Source organism: Pelovirga terrestris (assembly GCF_014773365.1).
Taxonomy (GTDB): Bacteria; Desulfobacterota; Desulfuromonadia; order Desulfuromonadales; family Geopsychrobacteraceae; genus Pelovirga; species Pelovirga terrestris.
The window spans coordinates 25,964-45,280 of the sequence record NZ_JACWUN010000019.1; the positions used below are offsets into that span (position 1 = coordinate 25,964).

Below are 19,317 nucleotides of genomic sequence, written 5' to 3' on the forward strand. Positions count from 1 at the left end.
CAATAGCGGATGACCTTGTGAAGAAAACTTCACAGGGGAGTAGCTGGCTGAAATGGTAAGTTTTTAAGGTACGATCGAGGGTCGCGCTTGAGCTGAAGCTTCCAGGCTCTTGCAGATGTAGGATAGGCAGGTAGCTGCGCGCTGACCGTTGGTGGTGAGTTGGTAGAGTTTGTCCGATGTCTGGTCGATAAAGCCGGCCTCGCGCAGGGTTTTGAGATGAAAATTCACCTTGGTGTGATCCTCAATCTCCAGTGCGCGGACCAGATCCATAAAACGCATCTGCCCCTGGCGACTTAACAGCTGCAGGGTTTGGCGGCGTAAGCTGTTGGCAAGGCCGTTGAATATTTTGTCCAGGTCGACCGCTTCGGTTTCTTCGCAAAAGCGGGCTTTTTGCAGGTTCAGCCGCACGGTTAACATCAGACCGTCAATTTTGAAGGGTTTGACAATGTAGTCATCCGCTCCCTGCTGCAAGGACTGGACAGCGTTCTGTACTGACGCATAGGCGGTCATGATGATGATGCGGGTGCGCGGGGCCTGCCTTCTGATCAGCGGGATGGCCGTCATGCCGTCGGTTCCGGGCATCACCAGATCGAGCAGGATCAGGTCAAAGGTCTCCAGCTGCAGTCGCTCCAGAGCATCGTCAGCGCTCCGGGCCGCAACTGCCTGCAACCCTTCCTGTTCAAGAACTTCCACCAGGGTGGTACGCAGTTCCTGGTCATCATCAACGACAAGAATTTGATTCATTAGCCGGCTCTCTTTTCTGGCTTGTTCTCGCTGCGAAGGGGAAACTTCAGGGTGACCTGGGCACCACGAACCCCATCACGTGGGGCGATCTCAATGGAGCCACCATGTTGGTTCATGATGCCGTAGCAGATGGAAAGGCCCAGACCGGTGCCCTGACCGACTTCTTTGGTGGTGAAAAAAGGCTCCATCACCCGGGCGAGATTTTCTGGTGAAATCCCGGTGCCGGTGTCCGTCACCCGGATAATAACCTCGTCAGCATCGACCCTGCCAGTAAGTTCAAGCGTTCCTCCTTCCGGCATGGCATCGATGGCGTTGAGAAACAGGTTGAGGAACAATTCTTCAAGTTTGATATGGCTGCCGTTCACGGGGGGAAGGGCCGTGATGTGATTGCTGAATTGATGGTTTGAGGAACGGTATGCAGCCATTTCCCACGCGGACTTGATGATGGGTTTTAACGACACCTGAACAAGTTCCGTGTCAGGTGTTTTTCCTCCGGCAAAGATCAGCAGCTCTTTGGCAATATGGGAGGATTTATCAATGCTTTTTTCGACCGTCGTCAGCCGTCCGGCGACTTTTTCCGGGAGGTCCTTGATCTCCTGATGCTGGCGCAGCATTTCCATCTGCAACGAAGCATTGGCTAAAGGATTGTTGATTTCATGGGCAATGCCGGCAGCCAGACGACCGATGGCACTAAGTTTTTCACTGTTGGCCGCCAGCTGAAGACGTTCGGTGATCATCTCCTCACGCTGGTCCATGAAGGTGTCGAGGGCGTACATGAGAAAATGCAGGATAATAAAGGCGCTGGTTGCCCGCCAGATTTCGATGGGCAGAAGCAGAACCGTTCCCGACGGGATCGCCCCGGTGAAAATGCCGTAAGCGACAAACGCCGCTCCCGCGCCGATAAAATTGTATGCTCCGCGCAACCCCTGTGTGATCAGTTGCCGGGCATAGAGAAAAAATCCTGCCGCGGTCAACAGGGTGGCCGGCAGGGCGATCAGCAACCGCATGTCGTATTCGATGGAGCGTAGCATAGCAGCGTCGTTCCAGGGGAGAAGTAGCAACATATGCGTCAGGAAAATGATCAGCATCAGTCCGAAAAAGATCCATAACCACTGCCGTAAGTTTTTTAGCAATGAAGTATTCAGGGTGATGCCGAAAAGGAACAAAAACAAAAAAGAGACCAGCGCTATGAGCAAGCTGATGTGGCCGACATAAATCAATAAAGAGTCGGCGTCGATCAGGCGTAGGTGGCGGTACATCTCCAACCACTCGTGCAGGGCATGGAAAAAGGCAAAGATGGCCAGCAGCCAGAAAAGTCCGGCAATTTTGAGGTTGGTGAAGGATTTGCGCCGTGAGGTAATGGCGACGCCGATAGCAAAAAACACCGCCCCATAAGGGAGAAAAACCAGAAAAATCTGGGTTGGGGTCATTTCCATGTTTTCTCCAACAGGACCGTACTGAAATCATCCAGCAGGCGGTTTTTAATCAGGGTGCAGCCAAGGCTTTGGTAGCGCTTACGGATGTCAACGTTGTATTCCCATAAAATGCCGGATAGCAGGATGGTCGCACCCGCTGTCGCACGGGCAACCAGATCTTCCGCGACATCGAGCAGAATATCGCCATAAATATTGGCCAGAATCAGATCAAACGCCGATTCCTTGAGGGTGTCAAGGGTCCCGCAGTGGTGAGTAACGCTGTTCATCTGATTCAGGTCGCAGTTGTGGCGGGCGCTGGCAACGGCTGATTCTGCGACATCAACGCACCAGGCGTGACCACCAAAGAGTTTCAGGGCGGCAATAGAGAGGATAGCGGTGCCACTGCCGAGATCAAGAATCTTTGGTGGCCTGGAAAAACTCCAAGTCTCCATAATTTCGAGACAGCTGCGGGTGGTTTCATGATCGCCTGAGCCGAAGGCCCCACGTGCCATGAAGATGGTCCGGCGGTTGTGGTCCGAAACGGCTGTGTCGGGAGGAACAATGATCAAGCTTTCGCCGATCAGCAGGGGGGTGAAATCGGTGTGGGGACCAGCGGTTGGGGTCGTCATGGCAACAGTTCTGTTCCTTTGAGGATCAGCAGGATGATGGTGTAACTGACCGCCGACAAGAGGGTGGAGAGCATGACGATGGAGCCGGCCAGTTCAGCGTCCCCCTTCATCTGATGGGCCATGATGTAGGTGGCGGTCGCGGCCGGGGTTGCCGCCATGAGAATGCCGATTCCCAGATCCTGACCACTGACGCCGAGGGGCAAGAGGATCGCGGTGGCGATCAGGGGGAGCAGGGCGAGCTTGATCAGGGTCGCCAGCCCGGCGATTTTTAAATCACCTTTAAGTTGGCCTAAAGAAAATGTGCCACCGATGGCTAACAGCGCCAGTGGCAGGGACAGGCCGGTGGAGATATCGAGGGCACGGTCGATGATGATCGGCAGGGGCAGCTCAAAAAAGCTCCACAACAGACCGAGGAAAGAGGCGACAATCAGCGGGTTCAGCGCCAATTGGCGCAGCCAGTTGGTGTTCCCCCCGTGCTGACGCCCCTGATGGGGTAGCAACAGCGCGAGAATGGCAAAAAAGTTCAGCACCGGCACTAAAAAGCCCATGAGAATACCGGCACTGGTCAATCCCTCTTCGCCGTAAGCATTCATGCAGATAGCCAAGCCGACGTAAGCCAGATTGCCGCGGAAGGAACCCTGGCTGAAGCTCCCCTTGACCGGACCGGGATAGCGCCGTACACCGGCATAGCTGTAAGAGACCAAAAAGCCGGCAGCGATGGCTACAGACGAGCCGATGACCAGTCCGGGATTAAAAAACACGTTGAAGTCGGCTTGACCAATGCGGTGGAACAGCAGCAGGGGGAGAAAGACCACATAAACCAGTTTGTTGGTTTGTTTGAGAAAACCCTCATCCATTAATCCCAGGCGCCGCAGTAGAGTGCCCAGGCCGATCACCAGAAAGACCGGCAAGACAATAATAATGGTTTCGATAAACGGGTGCATGGGGCTTCTCCTGATAGCGTCGCTAAAATAGATCAAAACCAGGCTATTGTCTATTGCCCATCCGTCCTGAAGGTAGCCGTTGGTTCAGGCAGATTGTTATTGACCAAACAGGATGCTTGACCTACAATTCCATATTCAGGTTTCACTATGTTTAGTGAAGGTTGGATGTTGTAAGATGTTGTCAGCCCTGCTTTTGTGGCAAAGCACATTGTAACCCCAGTTCACTGATACTACACTGCTCGCCTGCTCTTAATGAATCAGACAAGCCTATAGCAAAAAAGAGGAACGCTTGTGTTGTTTAAAAAAATATCTGCTCTGATCGTCGTTGTTAGTGGCTTGCTCCTGCTCTCGGGCTGTCCGGGTGGGCCACCGCCATCCTCCGTTGTGATAGGGGAACCGGCCCCGGAATTCACCCTGCTGACTATGGAGGGGGAAAGGGTCTCGCTCTCCGATTTTCGTGGGCAGGTGGTGGTGCTCAATTTCTGGGCAACCTGGTGCCCCCCATGTCGTGAAGAAAAACCGACCATGGAGCAACTGTACCAACAGAAAAAAAATGATGGTCTGGTGATTCTGGCGGTCAATGTTGAGGAAAACCCCCATCAGGTGGTCAGTCAGTATCTGTTACAGCACTCCTACAGCTTCCCCATCCTTTTGGATGGCATCAAGGCGGAAGTGCAGGGGCTCTATGGTGTTTTTCGCTACCCGGAATCCTATATTATCGATCGGGATGGTATCGTGGTTGACCATTTTATCGGCGGGCGGGACTGGATGAATAGCTCAACCTACGGCAAGATCGAATCCCTGTTGAAAAACTGATAAGGCTTTTATTTCGTGGTTATTGGTAGCGACATAACAATCTGGATTGCCTTTATTGCTGGAGTTCTCTCGTTTGCCTCACCTTGTGTGATTCCTCTGGTGCCCTCGTATCTGACTTATATCACCGGTATGTCTTTTGGCGAACTGGATCATTCTCAGCACGATACCAAGGCCAGAACCCGGGTGTTTATCCACAGCCTGATTTTTATTGCCGGTTTTTCAGTTGTTTTTATCACCCTCGGCGCCATGGCTGGTCTGGCGTCAGCCTCGGTACAGTACTATCTGCGTGAAAGCCTGGGCGTGATTCAGAAGGTCGGCGGGGTGGTTATCTTTCTGTTTGGTGTTCATTTAAGTGGGTTGTTCCGCTTTACCTCCCTGTTGGGGGAAAAGCGCCTCCATGTGCGCAACAAGCCCGCCGGGTTTATTGGTACCTTCGTGGTGGGCATCGCTTTTGCTGCTGGCTGGACCCCCTGTATCGGCCCGATTTTAGGAGCCATCCTGGCCATTGCTGCCGGCAGTACCGGTGGTGTTTGGCAGGGGGTGTTGCTGCTGAGTTTCTATTCTGCCGGACTGGGAATACCGCTGCTCATATCCGGACTGCTGTTTCATTCCTTCCTGAATTTCTTCGATCGTTTCAAGCGCTATATCCGCTTTGTCGAAATTGCGACCGGGGTGCTGCTGATGACAGCCGGGGTGCTTTTGTTCTTCGATCAGTTTGGCCGTATTGCCATTTTTCTGTACCAGGTTTTCCCCACCGACCTGGGCTGACTTTTCTACGTCTTTTTGCTTGATCTTTCGGCTCTCTTGTTCTAGCTTTTGAAACTCAATTTCATTAGCGTGCAAGAGGAGTGATTGCCATGGATCGTGCTTCAGTCTTTAATCAGTATCTGCGTACCAAGGGGTTGAAAAATACCCGCCAGCGCATGATTATTCTTGAGACCTTTCTGGCTTCTGCCTCACATTATTCGACCGAAGAGCTCTACCAGGTGCTGCGCACAGATCATCCGCGCATCGGCTATGCCACCGTGCATCGAACCCTGAAACTGTTTGCCGAGTGTGGTATTGCTACTGAATTAAACTTCGGCGATGGTCAGGCCCGTTTTGAACCTCTCTATACGGATCATCATCATGACCATCTGGTATGTACCCGCTGCGGCAAGATTATTGAGTTCATCGAGCCACGGATCGAGCAACTGCAGCGCGAGGTGGCGCAGCGTTATGACTTTACGGTCGACAGTCATCGCCACGAACTCTACGGTCGTTGTATTAACTGCAGCCAGTAATCCTGACCCTGTCCTTTTAAGCCTGAATACAACAAAGAAATGACTGATATGTCTGACTCCGTTTCGCCATTGCCCAAAGTTATTCTTGTTGGTCACCCGAATGTCGGCAAAAGTGTTTTATTTAATGCCCTGACCGGGGCCTACGCTACAGTCTCCAATTATCCCGGAACCTCGGTCGAGGTATCCTCAGGCAACTGTGTGATCGGCGAACAGCGCTACGAGATTCTCGATACCCCCGGTATGTATTCAATGATGCCGATTACCGAAGAAGAGCGGGTCGGCAGACAGATCCTGCTTCATGAAGATCCTCACGTTGTGGTGCATGTCATTGATGCGCGCAATATTGAGCGCATGCTCCCGATGACCTTGCAGTTGGTCGAAGCTGGTCTGCCAATTGTTCTGGTTGTCAATATCCTTGATGAAGCCGAGCGCCTTGGCATGAAACTCGATCTGGAACAATTGCAGCAGCGCCTCGGGGTCCCGGTCGTCGGCGCAGTGATGAAGCGCAAGATCGGCCTTGAAGAGCTCTTTGCCGCCATCAAAGACTATCGCGTCTGCCCGCATAAGGTGTTTGTTTATCGCAATGACCTTGAACAAGATATTACTGCCGTTGTCCGGTTGCTGAACGGGGAGTATCGGTTAAGTAAACGCGCTTTGGGCATGCTGCTGATTCAGGGGGATGAGGATATCAAGCAGTTGGTCGAGCAGCAGGAGGATAGCGACCAGCATAACGAGCTGGTTGAAGTGCTGCGGGAAATCCGCTTTCGCCGCCGTGCTGATCTGCATTTGCAGATCGGCATGGAGCGACGCCATATCGGCAAGCAGATGCTTGACGGTGTCGTCACCCAGACGCAGGCAGCGCAAGAAACCTTTGGCGAAAAACTATCCGGTTGGATGATGAACCCTTACACCGGCGTGCCGCTGTTACTGCTGGTGGTCTATCTCGGCCTTTTCCAGTTTGTCGGTGTGTTCGGGGCCGGAACCCTGGTTGATTTTCTCGAAGGATTTCTGTTTGAAGAGTACATCAACCCGCCGGTTATTGCCTTTGCACAAAACTATCTGACGGCGGAATGGCTGTTCGAGCTGATCGTCGGTGAATACGGGGTCTGGACCCTGGGCGTGCGCTACGCCGTCGCCCTGGTGCTGCCGATTGTCGGCTCCTTTTTTCTGGTCTTTTCGGTGCTTGAAGACAGCGGCTATCTGCCGCGCCTGGCGATGATGCTCGATCGTATCTTCAAGAAGATCGGTCTCTCCGGCCGGGCGGTTATCCCCATGGTGTTGGGTTTTGGTTGCGATACCATGGCCACCCTGGTGACCCGCACCCTGGAAACGACCCGCGAGCGGGTGATTTCAACCCTGTTGCTGGCCCTGGCCATCCCCTGCAGCGCCCAACTCGGCGTGATTCTCGGGCTCTTGTCCTCCGCGCCGCCCGCCCTGGCGGTGTGGACCATCTTCCTGCTGGGTGCTTTTTTGCTGGTCGGTGTATTAGCTGATCGCCTGCTGCCGGGGGAAAAGCCGGTCTTCTATATGGAGATTCCACCGCTGCGGCGACCACAGTTGTACAATGTCGCCGTTAAAACCCTGACCCGCATGAAGAGTTATTTCTTTGAAATCTTCCCCCTGTTTATTCTCGCCTCGGTGATTCTCTGGGCAGGTAAGATGACCAATACCCTGGATGTGGTCATTGCCGGGCTGTCACCGGTGGTCAGAGCGATTGGTCTGCCCACCGAAGCCACCACCGCTTTTGTGTTCGGTTTTTTCCGCCGCGACTTTGGCGCTGCCGGGTTGTATGATCTGCAGATGGCCGGTGTGCTCAGTGTCACCCAGTTGACGGTTGCCGCTGTCACCCTGACCCTCTTTGTCCCCTGTGTTGCCCAGTTTTTGGTGATGTTCAAGGAGCGTGGCTTCCGCATCGCGGTCGCTATTTTTGTTTTTGTAACGGCTTTTGCCTTCGGTTCGGGGTGGCTGCTCAACCGGATGTTGGTCGCTACCGGCCTGTTGCAATGATCTGCGGTTTCTGTCATCGCGAGCTGCCGGACAACCTTGAGGTTGATCCCAAGCGGCCTTCCTGTGGCAGTTGTTTTGGCGGTTGCAAAAAAATTCATTGCCCCTGGTGCGGTTATGCTAACCCCATACCTGGAAAAATGCTGCGACGATTGCTGTCTCCAACCAAGAAAAGAGGCTGAACAAGATGCAACAACTATCAGAAAAAGCCGAAGAGGTTCTCGAGTCCCTGTGGATCCTGACGGTGGAAGGAGATCAGGTCGGCTGTCTGCTGACAGATCTTCAGCTTGAAGCTGATGCCGAACAGTTGAAGGATCTGCTCCAGCGTGCGTATGTTGAAATCCGTGATAACCGGATTTTGCTGCGTCCGGAGGGGGAAGCCGAAGCACGCATGGCGGTGCGTCGCCACCGCCTGGCCGAGCGCCTGACCATGGATATCCTTGGCATCGAAGGGGAGGAAGGTAACGAACAGGCCTGTATTTTTGAACATCTGCTGCGCCAGGGGGTCGACACCAAACTCTGCACCCTACTTAACCACCCCAGTACCTGCCCCCATGGCAACCCGATTCCGCCCGGTGATTGCTGCACCGAAGCACGGCGTTCGGGTTCGCCGGGGATTGTGCCACTGACCGAGTTGAAAGCCGGTGAATCGGGTGGGATCGCCTATCTGGCGGCCAGTGATGACAAAAAAATGCAGAAGCTGATGAGCATGGGGGTGTTGCCCGGCAGCGATATTCTGCTGATGCAGAAGTTTCCCAGCTACATTTTCAAGGTGGGCCATTCCCAGTTTGCCGTGGATGAATCCCTGGCGCGCCAGATTCATATCCGGCGCTGATCCGTCCCGGTTTTGTCTGGCAAATTAGGTCTTGACCTGATCGGCCAGATGGTTGATTGTCCTGCCCACCGGTTAAATAGCCCGTTCTTTCAGGCAGATAATTTTTAAGGAGTAACTCATCATGTTTCGCGAACCAAAAGAGATCGTCAAAGGACTGCAGGCAAAATTTGAAGAACTCTGGAGGTATCTTTGACGTTCCAGTCAAACAGGAACGGGTCGCTGAACTGGAAGCGGAAATAGCCCGCCCCGATTTCTGGAATCAGGGAGAGCAGGCACAGGAGTTGCTGCGCGAACGCACCCGACTGCAGAAGGTTGTTGAAGACTGCCTTGCGGTTAAACAGCAGCTCGAAGACGCGACGGTACTGATTGAGATGGGGGAAGAAGGGGAGGACCAGGCAACCCTCGAAGAGGTAAATGCCATGCTCCCTGCTCTGGAAAAGAAGATAGCTGCCATGGAATTCGCCCGTATGCTGTCCGGTCCCCACGATGCCGGCGACGCGACCTTGAGCATTAATGCCGGTGCCGGTGGTACCGAGGCCCAGGACTGGGCCGATATGCTGCTGCGCATGTACCTGCGTTATTGCGAGGACAAGGGATTCAAAACCGAATTCACCGAATACCAGCCCGGTGATGATGCCGGCCTGAAAAGTGCCACCATCAGCGTCACGGGTGATTATGCTTACGGTTATTTGCGCTCCGAAAGCGGCATCCATCGGCTGGTGCGGATTTCCCCTTTTGATGCCAATTCCCGCCGCCACACCTCGTTCTGTTCGGTGTTTGTGTTTCCCGAGTTGGATGAGTCTATCGAGGTGGTGGTGGAAGACAAGGATATCAAGGTCGATACCTACCGTGCCAGTGGCGCCGGTGGGCAGCATATCAACAAGACCGATTCAGCCATCCGTATCACCCACATGCCTACCGGCATTGTTGTTGCCTGTCAGAATCAGCGTTCCCAGCATGCCAACCGGGCAACGGCCCTGCAACAGCTTAAAGCGCGGTTGTACGAAATGGAAGTCCGCAAAAAAGAACAAGAGGCCGCGGCCTTTTCCGAAGATAAAAAGGAGATCGGCTGGGGGAGCCAGATCCGTTCGTATGTGCTGCACCCTTATCGCATGGTCAAGGACCATCGCACCGGTTATGAAACCGGCAACACCGATGCTGTCCTCAACGGTGACATAGAGGCTTTTATTGAAGCCTATTTATTGCGCGGATCGCCCTGATGGGCTGTGCCGTTTTTTCATTTTTTTTACCTCTCGATGTCTGATGGCTGGTAACGATTGACTCACCCTGAGGCATTCATTACATTTGTCAGCCACAAGGTTTTACCCCAGCTACAAGGAGCAGTTATGTACAATCCTGATATCCCCATAGCCCTGACTTTTGACGATGTTCTGCTGCTGCCTGCCCACTCGCAGGTGCTTCCCAAAGATGTGGATCTTTCCGCGCAACTAACGCGGACGATCAGGCTCAATATCCCTCTGCTGTCAGCGGCGATGGACACGGTGACCGAATCACGCACGGCCATCTGTATGGCGCGTGAAGGCGGACTGGGGATTGTCCATAAAAACATGACCCCTGAAGCCCAGGCGATTGAAGTGGATCAGGTCAAAAAATCAGAAAGTGGTATGATTGTCGATCCGATCACCATGGCCCCCGATCAGAAGATCTCCGATGCTCTGGTGGTGATGAATAAATATCGCATTTCCGGTGTCCCCATCACCCAGAACGGTAAGCTTGTCGGTATCATGACCAATCGTGATCTGCGCTTTGAAACCAATCTGGAACAGCCCATTGCCAATGTCATGACCAAGGACAAACTGGTCACGGTTCCCCCCGGCACGACCCTGGAAGAAGCCAAGTTTCACCTGCACAAGCACCGCATAGAAAAACTGCTGGTTGTGGACGATGATTTTGTTCTCAAAGGGTTGATCACCATCAAGGACATTGAAAAGGTGCGCAAGTATCCCAACGCCTGCAAGGACGACTTCGGCCGCTTGCGGGTCGGGGCCGCTGTCGGCGTCGGTGATGATCTCGAAGCTCGCGCCGCAGCTCTGATTCAGGCCGGGGTGGATGTGCTGGTCGTAGATACCGCCCACGGTCACAGCCAGAAAGTCATCGATTCGGTCAAATGGCTGCGTGCTAAATATCCGTCTGTGCAGTTGATGGCCGGTAATATTGCCACCGCCGCTGCCGCCAGGGTGCTGATCGATGCTGGTGTCGACGCCGTCAAGGTGGGTATTGGTCCCGGCTCTATCTGCACCACGCGCGTTGTTGCCGGCATTGGTGTCCCGCAGATTACCGCCATTCAGAATGTTGCCGGCGTTACCCTGGATGCCGGCATCCCGCTGATCGCCGATGGCGGCATTAAATTCTCCGGCGATTTACCCAAGGCGTTTGCCGCCGGTGCCGATATTGTCATGATCGGCTCCCTGTTCGCCGGTACCGAGGAATCCCCGGGTGAAACCATTCTTTATCAGGGACGAACCTACAAGTCCTACCGGGGTATGGGCAGTCTGGGAGCGATGAAGCAGGGGAGCAAGGATCGTTATTTTCAGGCGGAAGAACAGGACGTCAAGCTGGTACCGGAAGGAATCGAGGGTCGGGTGCCGTTTCGCGGCCCACTTTCCAACAATATCCACCAGCTGATCGGTGGTCTGCGTTCCGGCATGGGCTATACCGGCTGTCGCACCATTGGTGAGCTGCAGCGTAACGGCCGGTTTGTGCGCATTACCAATGCCGGGCTCAAGGAATCCCATGTCCATGATGTTACCATCACCCAGGAATCACCCAACTACCGGATTGAGGGGAATGGCCGCTAAGATGTCAACTCTCCATAGCGAACGGATTCTGATCCTGGATTTTGGATCCCAGTACACCCAATTGATTGCCCGCCGGGTGCGCGAGTCGCGGGTTTATTGCGAGCTTCATCCCTATGATATGACCATGGCTGAGATTAGTGCTTTCAAACCCAGCGGCATCATCCTGTCCGGCGGCCCCAAATCGGTGTATGACAGCGGTGCCCCCCCGGTCGAAGAGGCACTGTTTGAGCTTGGTGTGCCGATCCTCGGGATCTGCTACGGCATGCAGTTGCTGAGTCAGCATTTCGGCGGCAAAGTGGTTCCGGCAGGAAAAAGGGAATACGGTCATGCCGTGCTTGAGGCTATTGGTGAGCCGGGCGACCTTTTTGATGGATTTTTTACCGAAGGCACCAGTTCGGTGTGGATGAGCCACGGCGATCACGTTGAGGTTGTGCCGGTCGGCTTTGAGGTTGTCGCACGCACCACCAATGCGCCGGTGTGTGCCATTCAGAACCCCCAGCGCAACCTCTATGGTGTGCAGTTTCACCCCGAGGTGAATCATACTCCCCAGGGGGAATTGATGCTGAGCACCTTTGTCCGCAAAATCTGTCGCTGCAGCGGACAGTGGACGCCGGGGAAGATTGTTGATGACGCGGTCGCCCGTATTCGTGAACAGGTTGGCACGGAGCAGGTTATCCTCGGCTTGTCGGGCGGCGTCGATTCCTCAGTCGCGGCGGCGCTGATCCATCGCGCCATCGGTGATCAGCTTCACTGCGTCTTTGTCGACAACGGCCTGTTGCGTCTCGACGAAGGGGATCAGGTGATGGCCACCTTTGCCGGCAACCTCGGTGTCAAGGTCACGCGGGTCAATGCCCAGCGGCGTTTTTATGATGGGCTCAAGGGAGAGGTTGACCCGGAGAAAAAACGCAAGATTATCGGTAACCTGTTTGTTGATATCTTCGAAGAGCAGGCCGGCGAGGTAGAAGATGCCCAGTGGCTCGCCCAGGGAACCATCTACCCGGATGTCATTGAGTCGGCCGGGGCCAAAACCGGCAAGGCCCATAACATCAAAAGTCATCACAATGTCGGTGGTCTGCCCGACTACATGAAACTGAAACTCCTCGAGCCCCTGCGTGAACTGTTCAAGGATGAAGTCCGTGCCATCGGCGAAGAGCTCGGCCTGCCGAAACAGATGGTCTGGCGTCATCCTTTCCCCGGTCCGGGCCTGGGGGTGCGGGTGCTGGGTGAGGTCAAAGAGGAATACTGCGATATTCTGCGGCGCGCCGACGCTATCTATATCGATGAACTCTACGAGACCGGTCACTACCACAAGATCAGTCAGGCCTTTGCCGTGTTTTTGCCGGTCAAGTCCGTTGGTGTCATGGGTGATGGGCGCACCTACGAATACGTCATCGCCCTGCGTGCGGTCGAGACAAAAGATTTCATGACCGCCGGCTGGTACCCCATGCCCTACGCCGACCTGGCGCGCATCAGCAACCGGATCATCAACGAGGTGAAAGGGGTAAACCGGGTGGTCTATGATATTTCAAGTAAACCACCGGCAACCATTGAGTGGGAGTGAAAATCCGAAGCTAAAGTACTGAAAAATAAAGCTTTTAAAGTTACACAAAAGTTTCACACAGATTTCTAAGGTTATTGGAATTGTCAGTTTCTTTGTCTGATGAGGTTACCCGTCGGTGCTGTCTGACCAACAATAGGTGAGCATATCCATCTGCCTGTGCAGGACACCGATAATATCAATGGCGCCCCCCCCTTATCTGATAAAAAATAACGTGCTCCCCCTGGGGGAAACTGTAATAACCAGCCATTATATCCGGACGATGTTTGCCCAGGCGCGGATGCTTTGCCAGCCACTCAAAACGTTTTTCAAGAGCTTTCAGGTAAATATTACGCTGGTTCATGCCCCATTGACCCTCAGTATAGCGACCGATCTGTTGCAAATCAGCCTGGGCGTTTGGGGTAATTCTGAATCCGGACATCAGGCCTCGCTATCCAGATCGTTAATCAGGGCATCCATGGTGAAATTTTCAACAAATTCGCCGCATTCTGCTTGTTGAGCGCCCCTGGCCAAATGACTCCGTAGGGCGTTAAGCTTAATTTTACGCTCCTCCATAGTACGCAGGGCATCCCGAACAACTTCGCTTGCGGAGCCGTAGCGTCCGCTGGCGACCTCATTCTTGATATAAGCTTCCCAATGATCTCCCAGACTTAGACTTGTCGTTGCCATAGTAATCTCCAAATATTCATATTTGTTAAATATGAATATAGATCGAGACAGTCAGGAAGGCAACTCGTATTTGGTGTTTGAAAAATAATGCCAAGAAAATGCAGGATTTGATCAGTTCAAAAAAGGGTCTCTTCATAATCTGGAACTTCATTGAACCAGCGTGGATGCTGACGGGCCTGCTGCAAGGCGGCCACGGCCTGAGCGATGATGGCCTCGCGGTCACGGGGATAGCGCCCGGCCAGCGCCAGACTGTTGGAGACGTGGTTGGAGCGCAGGATCGTCCCCTGGGGATGCAGTTGGCGGACAACGGCCAGCGCCTCTTCAAGGACTTCGCCGTGACTTAAGGGTTCGATTTTCGTGAAATAGGCATCGTTGTGACGGCGGAACATGGTCAGCAAGGAAAAATATTCCGGCGATAAACCATTGATCCAGGCCGCCGTTGCCTGCGCATGATCGCTGCTGCGCTTGCGTCCGGCAAGGCCAAGGATCGCTGTGATCGACAGTTTTTGTCCGGCGGCCTGGGCATTTTGACACAAAACCCGCATCTGCTCCGGTGAAAACCCCTTGTTCGCCAGCAGCAGGGTGTCAGGATCGCCGCTTTCCAGTCCAAAATAAAGAATCCGTAACTTTTTCCGGCGCAGTTCCGTCATTTCGGCAACACTTTTAGTGGTCAGGCTGTTGGGTGAAGCATAGGCACTGACGCGCGCCAGGTTGGGGAAGGTCTGGGCCAGGCGATCAAGAACCTCCAGCAGCCTGTCCTGGGGGTAGACCAGGCCGTCACCGTCACCCAGGAACACTCGTTGGATCTGCGGGCGATAGACTGCGGGAATGCTCTCGATTTCAGCGACAACCTCATTCAGGGGACGGCAGGAAAAACGCTTCATCTTGTACATACCGCAAAAACCACAGGTGTTCTGGGAACAGCCGATGGTCACCTGAAAGATCAGGGAACGCGCTTCCGATGGTGGGCGAAACAAAGGTTCGTTGTAGGAAAAGGGAAAACTCATCGCTATTGCCTTTTTGAATAGTTATCGCAAAAAAAATCAACGCGGCGCGGGGTAGGTCATCCCGTGGAACTTTTCGCAGGCATCAGCCACCTCTTTGATCCAAATTTATTACGCCCCTTGGCCCGGCACCCTGTAACCCATAATCTATCGCATCTTGCTTGTCTTTTGATGGGTCAACTGCGTTATGATCAATGCTGATTATCTGTGGCTAGGTAGCGTCGGTCGTGCCTTATTGACCCGCCAAAATCCTCCGAAATTTTTGTGAAATTCTATGCGTTACAGGGTAATGGTATTTCATGGTTTGCCGGCAGCAATCGCAACCTTGTTAAAATGCTCGGGATCCCAATAGAGAAAAACGTGGCCACAGTAGCGGCCTAAAGGTCGGGCGGGGGGTGCTGTCTGGTGCTGAACAACCGAGTTCGCTGGTGCTGATGGGTGTTGCCGGGTTTGTTTGATCTGCTGTTGTGGCATGGCCGTCCTCCTTGCCCCGCAAGAGTTCAGGCGTCATGGGCTGCCTGCGGGGAGAGGGTCGGCAGTTGACGCTTTAGCAGAATTTGTGAGTCGCCCTGCAAGTTGTCGTTAACTCGGCGACGTGAAACTTCATCATATGTCGGGCAACAAAAAACCCGTTAGGCTCTTGCACAGCCAAAACGGGTTACCCTCGCTTTAGCCGCATTTATTAAGCGCCCGCAAGCTGATAGTCAAATCGGCGCAACTTCATAGTAGCGATATTTTGTGGATTGTCAAAGGGAATTTTGATCAGCCAACAAATAAGATATCCCCCCGAAACTACGAACCCCGGATAGCATCGCTCCAGACAACGGTGCGATTACGCCCTGATTCCTTGGCCCGGTACAAGGCTTGATCGGCGTAGTTAATGAGTTTTTCGGTGTCGCCCGTGTCGCCGGGAAAAGCCGCAACGCCGATTGAGATGGTGACCGGCCATAGAACGCCCTGATGGCGTAGCTGTTTCTTCTCAACCCGGTCCCGCAACCGTTCAGCAACCTCGGCAGCCCCTTTGCTGTCGGTATCTTCCAGCAAAACCGCAAACTCCTCACCACCAATCCGGGCCGCCAGATCACCACTGCGGACAACGGCTTTCATTTCGGCCGCAACCTGCCGAATCACCTGATCACCAAAAGGGTGGCCACAGGTGTCGTTGATTTTTTTAAACAGATCAATATCGCAGATGATCAGGGAAAAAGCACTTTCGCGTCGCAGGGCACGTTGATGCATTACTTCCAGGGCCCGTTCGAAGGCTCTCCGATTTGCAATCCCGGTTAAGCCGTCAGTCACCGTCAGTTGATTGATCTGCTCGTGGGAGCCGGCCAGTTCGACCTTGATGGCCACCTGAGCTGAAATCATTTCAATCAGGTCCCGGCAACGACGAGAAAAAAGCCCGTTTTTACGCCCGGCGATAAGCAGAATACCGCTGACGGGCAATCTATCCTGAACCAGGGGAATTGCCAGGATCGATGAAAAGTTGTCGAACAGAGGCAATCCATTGATCACCGGAGTCCGTTGTTTATTTTCTCCACCATCCGGCAGAATGCAGCGGTATTTGACCGCCTGCCCGATCAATGAGTCGTCCAGGGGGTAGCGTTGAGGATCCGTGGAAAAAGATCCGTCCCCGTCAAGATGTTGCAGCTCAACCATGTCCCCGCATATTTTTCCAAAACCAATCAAGTCGGCCGCAACAATCATGCGCAGTGCCGCAGCGGCAGCACGGTAAACCGAATCAAGTGTCAGGGAGGAGTTGAGAACTTTCAAACCGTTGAAGGACTGCTGTAAGACTTTTCGCTCAAAATCGGCAAGCAGCAACTCCCCGTGCAGATTCAGGCTGGTGGCAATCTGCTCTCCCGTTCGTTTTATCATGGCAATCTCGACCTTGGACCAGGGTTCCCTGCTGGGCCGATCAACACAAAGAAGGGGCGCAGAGCTTGCATTCTTTTCCAGGGTGGGATCAGAGCCGATGCGACAGGCGTAAAAACTCCCCGGATGAGGGGCGTCAGGATAGTAAGGCAAAGCCGGAGCCGATGCCGGATAAGGGGCCAGGGCAAACTCAGTACGCTCCTTCAGAACTCCCAGCAGGCCACTGCCGGCAGCAAAAGCGTTAACCTGAATCTGGTGGGTCCTATCGTTACTGGCAAAAACACGGAGTTGATACCCCGGTGTCGGCCACAGCAACACAACCGAGGCTGACTGCAGGAAAGTTCCCAGCATGTCCAACTGATTCAGAACATCCTGATGGAATTGACGGATCAAGAGAAAGTGCTCGGGGCTGATCAGTAGATCGCACTGATGTTCAGCAGCGAACGGCAGGGTCAGGATGTCCGCGTCAACCTCAGTTGTCGATGCCTTGGGCTTACGCCAGATTTTCTCGTTAAGCCAGCGCACATTGAATCCAAAATAAAGGAGGCTCTGACCGTGTGGACAAAGCTGTTGTTTTTATGCTGCTGATGACCAAAAGAGTTTACGCTGCGAGCGACATTTATTCGCCCATGTTGCTGCCCAAAAAATCTAACACAATCAGGCAGGTATGTCTCGTTCCAACGAAACGGTAGGCCTGCAGGAATAGGGCTTGTCTGAGATGGCAAGCAGGAAAACCGGCATGGACGTGGGGTCACGGCCATGAAAACGACTGCACATTGAGATGGTGTGAAGCAGGACGAATCATGACTGAACAAACTGCAGTCAGCCGCTTATCAGGCGCTGAAAAGCAGCATACTCCTGAAACCCGACCAGGGTGCGGTTTTCATAGCGATGGGTCGGCACTGAGGTGATATCAAGGTTGCGGGCACGCTGCCAGTCAATATCGACTGCGCCGGCAAATGTCTGCTCCTCCAGAACCTGCTGAGCCTCCGCGACCGGGAGCCCAAGGCTGTCGACAATGGCGACCAGTTCTGTCGGCTTGGCGATGTTGCGCCCGTCGGCGAAATAGGCTTGGTAGACCGCGGTACGAAAGGCCTCTCCCAGACCCTGTTGCTCTGCCCATTTACCCAGTTCCTGCGCCCTGCGGCTGTTATAGGTGTGAGAGCGAAGAGCAAATGGAAGGTTGAGCGAGTCTGCTACTTGTTGCAGTTGGTCCAGCACCCTCGGCACATCGATCCGCCCGGCGAATAACTGTTCGAGGCTCTGCCCTTGCTCAGGTGTGTCCGGATGCAGTGGGAAAACGGTCCAGCGCAGTTCCAGGTCGAATTCCTGCTGCAATTGTTTGGTGCGCACGGCGCCAAAATAACACCAGGGTCAGATATAATCGTAAAAGATTTCCAGCGTTGCCATGGTTATCTCCTGAAGCTCCCGTTGGGAATGAGGTTTTTCCTGGGGCCTGCCCGGCAGAAGTTCTGTGCATTATAGCAGAGAGACCGCTGGATCAGCACTAATCCAGTTTAGAGACCCATACTCCCACATTGAGGCTCGCCCCCGGAGCCCCGACGAAAGATCCGGCAATTGGCGGCACCGATTCTGGTAGCATCGCCACCGCGACCGCAATATGGTCCGTGCCGACGATTTCACCAATGGTCGGGTCGAAACCCTTCCACCCCGCACCGGGCAGGTAGACTTCAGCCCAGGCATGGGTTGCGCCGAGATTCAGCGCTGACGGCGGTGCATTGAGATAGCCGCTGACAAAACGTGCGGCGAGGCCTAAATGTCGTGCCGCCTCCATGAACAAATTCGCGAAGTCTCGGCAAGACCCGGTTCTATAGGAAAGGGTCTCCAGAGCAGATTGGACGCCGGGCTCTTCGCGGATACGATATGCCATCTCTTGCTGAATCTGCCTGCAAAGGCGCTGCAATATGGTGTAAGTCTGAACCTTTTCGCCTGGTGGGCAGAGGTTGGCAACCCATGCAGTCAGCGGGCTCGTGATGGTGTCAGCCGGAGCCTTGAGGAAGGGCGATAGCAGCAGCCGATCCTCGGGGGTATATGCAAATGGAAAGGTTGTCGCGTATTCGGTCAGGATGAAATCAAGTGGCGCCTGGTTGTACTGTTGAATGATGACATTGCTTTCGATCGAGAGCTGATTGGTTGGCTCTGTAAAGGTTGCTATGGCGACCGAATTATCTTCCACATCCCGATGCCAGCGCAGGGTCGCCGGAGGGTTGATCTCCAGCGACAAGGATTCAATCCGCAGTTCATGTCCTTCCCGTGGCCGCAGCCGTAAAGCATGCGCTTCGAGGGTGACCGAGGAGGAAAAATTATAATAAGTACGATGAAGTATTTTATAGCGCTGCATATGCCATCCAGGTCAGCAAAATAATATCAGTCTCAGCCAGTATTTCGTTGGCGCCGAATAGTATAAATCTACAGGCAACCGATCCCACTTACCACTGTGTGTTGCAATTAAACTTGATGCCCTCGCGTAACCAGTGACCAGTGACCAGTGATCAGTGATCAGTTATCAGCTCAACTTTCGCAGACCGAAAAAAGTTGTAACAGATTGTAATTATTGAACAAAAGCGCCATCAACTATGGTAGAATTGGTTATCGCCAAACAACCGAAACTACTTCAAGGAGATGACGCTTTGAACCGTATTGTATCAGAACTTGTTTCATGTAAAAACCCAATAGATTCGTTCTTTGACAATCAGCGTAT

General features: G+C 53.6%; 18 protein-coding genes and 1 pseudogene. 8 read left to right on the forward strand and 11 right to left on the reverse strand.

Translation table 11 applies throughout. The annotated features are described in order from the left end of the window. Positions 1–63: 63 nt before the first annotated feature. The 4 genes from ICT70_RS13615 to ICT70_RS13630 are packed head-to-tail and all read right to left on the reverse strand — an operon-like array spanning position 64 to position 3,732. On the reverse strand, positions 64–744 hold the full coding sequence (locus ICT70_RS13615) for a response regulator (protein ID WP_191157559.1): 681 nt from the start codon (positions 742–744) through the stop codon (positions 64–66). Further along, entirely contained in the window at positions 744–2,180 is a 1,437-nt protein-coding gene (locus ICT70_RS13620; protein ID WP_191157561.1) for a sensor histidine kinase, read from the reverse strand. The genes ICT70_RS13615 and ICT70_RS13620 overlap by 1 nt, the downstream gene beginning before the upstream one ends. Continuing rightward, entirely contained in the window at positions 2,171–2,788 is a 618-nt protein-coding gene (locus ICT70_RS13625) for a 50S ribosomal protein L11 methyltransferase (RefSeq protein WP_191157563.1), read from the reverse strand. Before ICT70_RS13625 ends, ICT70_RS13620 begins: the two co-directional genes overlap by 10 nt. Further along, on the reverse strand, positions 2,785–3,732 hold the full coding sequence (locus ICT70_RS13630) for an AEC family transporter (protein ID WP_191157565.1): 948 nt from the start codon (positions 3,730–3,732) through the stop codon (positions 2,785–2,787). Before ICT70_RS13630 ends, ICT70_RS13625 begins: the two co-directional genes overlap by 4 nt. Positions 3,733–4,023: 291 nt before the next feature. Here ICT70_RS13630 and ICT70_RS13635 point away from each other — a divergent pair, with 291 nt between their 5' ends. The 8 genes from ICT70_RS13635 (at position 4,024) to guaA (ending at position 13,050) form a co-directional block, all read left to right on the forward strand. Next, positions 4,024–4,548 (forward strand): TlpA disulfide reductase family protein, encoded by a 525-nt coding sequence (locus ICT70_RS13635; protein WP_337906866.1) that lies wholly within the window; start codon positions 4,024–4,026, stop codon positions 4,546–4,548. Between the two features lie 33 nt (positions 4,549–4,581). Beyond that, positions 4,582–5,316, forward strand: a complete 735-nt coding sequence (locus ICT70_RS13640) for a cytochrome c biogenesis protein CcdA (protein ID WP_475598264.1) — start codon at positions 4,582–4,584, stop codon at positions 5,314–5,316. Positions 5,317–5,405: 89 nt separating this feature from the next. Further along, positions 5,406–5,831, forward strand: a complete 426-nt coding sequence (locus ICT70_RS13645) for a Fur family transcriptional regulator (protein WP_191157571.1) — start codon at positions 5,406–5,408, stop codon at positions 5,829–5,831. Between the two features lie 48 nt (positions 5,832–5,879). Then, complete coding sequence (gene feoB, locus ICT70_RS13650; protein WP_224747065.1) at positions 5,880–7,838, forward strand: ferrous iron transport protein B; 1,959 nt, start codon at positions 5,880–5,882, stop codon at positions 7,836–7,838. A 184-nt stretch (positions 7,839–8,022) separates the two neighbouring features. Further along, the gene (locus ICT70_RS13655; RefSeq protein WP_191157575.1) at positions 8,023–8,670 is read left to right on the forward strand and encodes a metal-dependent transcriptional regulator; all 648 of its coding nucleotides are present in this window, start codon (positions 8,023–8,025) and stop codon (positions 8,668–8,670) included. 121 nt (positions 8,671–8,791) lie between these two features. Continuing rightward, positions 8,792–9,890, forward strand: a protein-coding gene (prfB, locus tag ICT70_RS13660; protein WP_224747066.1) for a peptide chain release factor 2 whose coding sequence is annotated in 2 segments (ribosomal slippage) — positions 8,792–8,860 and positions 8,862–9,890 — 1,098 coding nt in all. Because the reading frame shifts where the segments join, the coding sequence is not laid out codon by codon here. 126 nt (positions 9,891–10,016) lie between these two features. Next, entirely contained in the window at positions 10,017–11,489 is a 1,473-nt protein-coding gene (gene guaB, locus ICT70_RS13665) for an IMP dehydrogenase (RefSeq protein WP_191157579.1), read from the forward strand. Position 11,490: 1 nt separating this feature from the next. Beyond that, a complete protein-coding gene (guaA, locus tag ICT70_RS13670) occupies positions 11,491–13,050 on the forward strand; it encodes a glutamine-hydrolyzing GMP synthase (protein ID WP_191157581.1) in 1,560 nt (519 codons plus the stop codon). 175 nt (positions 13,051–13,225) lie between these two features. Here guaA and ICT70_RS13675 read toward each other — a convergent pair whose 3' ends face one another. The 7 genes and pseudogenes from ICT70_RS13675 to ICT70_RS13705 form a co-directional block, all read right to left on the reverse strand. Beyond that, positions 13,226–13,468, reverse strand: a complete 243-nt coding sequence (locus ICT70_RS13675; protein ID WP_224747067.1) for a type II toxin-antitoxin system RelE/ParE family toxin — start codon at positions 13,466–13,468, stop codon at positions 13,226–13,228. Then, on the reverse strand, positions 13,468–13,716 hold the full coding sequence (locus ICT70_RS13680; RefSeq protein WP_191157584.1) for a type II toxin-antitoxin system ParD family antitoxin: 249 nt from the start codon (positions 13,714–13,716) through the stop codon (positions 13,468–13,470). Before ICT70_RS13680 ends, ICT70_RS13675 begins: the two co-directional genes overlap by 1 nt. Positions 13,717–13,832: 116 nt before the next feature. Next, positions 13,833–14,723: a radical SAM protein gene (locus ICT70_RS13685; protein ID WP_191157586.1), complete on the reverse strand. Its 891-nt coding sequence runs from the start codon at positions 14,721–14,723 to the stop codon at positions 13,833–13,835. A 294-nt stretch (positions 14,724–15,017) separates the two neighbouring features. Further along, positions 15,018–15,194 carry a hypothetical protein gene (locus ICT70_RS13690; RefSeq protein ID WP_191157588.1) on the reverse strand — a complete coding sequence of 59 codons (177 nt, stop codon included), beginning with the start codon at positions 15,192–15,194 and terminating at the stop codon, positions 15,018–15,020. Positions 15,195–15,512: 318 nt separating this feature from the next. Next, the gene (locus ICT70_RS15205) at positions 15,513–17,120 is read right to left on the reverse strand and encodes a diguanylate cyclase (RefSeq protein ID WP_191157590.1); all 1,608 of its coding nucleotides are present in this window, start codon (positions 17,118–17,120) and stop codon (positions 15,513–15,515) included. A gap of 297 nt (positions 17,121–17,417) precedes the next feature. Continuing rightward, positions 17,418–17,957 (reverse strand): annotated as a pseudogene (locus tag ICT70_RS13700) (DsbA family oxidoreductase); the annotation flags it as partial. 145 nt (positions 17,958–18,102) lie between these two features. Then, positions 18,103–18,957: a transglutaminase family protein gene (locus ICT70_RS13705; RefSeq protein ID WP_191157594.1), complete on the reverse strand. Its 855-nt coding sequence runs from the start codon at positions 18,955–18,957 to the stop codon at positions 18,103–18,105. Positions 18,958–19,317: the final 360 nt, after the last annotated feature.